1 rRNA gene is annotated in these 753 nt (G+C 52.9%); it reads right to left on the bottom strand.

Annotated elements, in window-relative coordinates:
* Positions 1 to 352 (bottom strand): 23S ribosomal RNA (locus GH2_RS21145); the annotation flags it as partial.
* Positions 353 to 753 lie beyond the last annotated feature (401 nt).

Genomic DNA, 753 nt, shown 5'->3' on the forward strand with positions numbered 1-753 from the left:
ACTCGCCCGGTAGAACGAGTAACGACAACCCCACAACCCCACACGCACAACCCCTACCGAGTATCACATACGCATGGTTTAGCCTCCTCCGCTTTCGCTCGCCACTACTCACGGAATCACACTTGTTTTCTCCTCCTGTGGGTACTGAGATGTTTCACTTCCCCACGTTCCCTCCACACCCCCTATACATTCAGAGGCGGGTAACACGACATCACTCGTGCTGGGTTTCCCCATTCGGACACCCTCGGATCACAGCTCGTTTGACAACTCCCCGAGGACTATCGCGGCCTACCACGTCCTTCATCGGCTCCTGGTACCAAGGCATCCACCGAACGCCCTAAAACACTTACAACAACACCCACAAACACACCCCCACACAAAGGCGGAGGCACGAATGCGGACAATCCAACACAAAAAATTCATACAACCCGAACACAAAACACTCGAAATTGCACAAACCAGAATCGAAATTGCAGAACACACAACCCACAACAAGACCCGAAAGCCCCATCGCAGGCTAGATGCTCGCATCCACTATGCACTTCTCAAACAACACACACCCACCAACCCCAACACTCCCAACCAGCAAAGCCGGCCATCCGGAAGCGGAAACCAGTGAGCAACAAGAAAACAAACCATCCCCACCCCAAAAGAGCAGGAACCGCGTGTTCTCTCAGAACCCCGATAGTGTGTCTCGTTCACGACCACAATCACTCGCAGTCGACCACCACCAACCGGAAATATATTGTTTCT

This window comes from Gordonia hydrophobica NBRC 16057, from assembly GCF_001592365.1.
Taxonomy (GTDB): domain Bacteria; phylum Actinomycetota; class Actinomycetes; order Mycobacteriales; family Mycobacteriaceae; genus Gordonia; species Gordonia hydrophobica.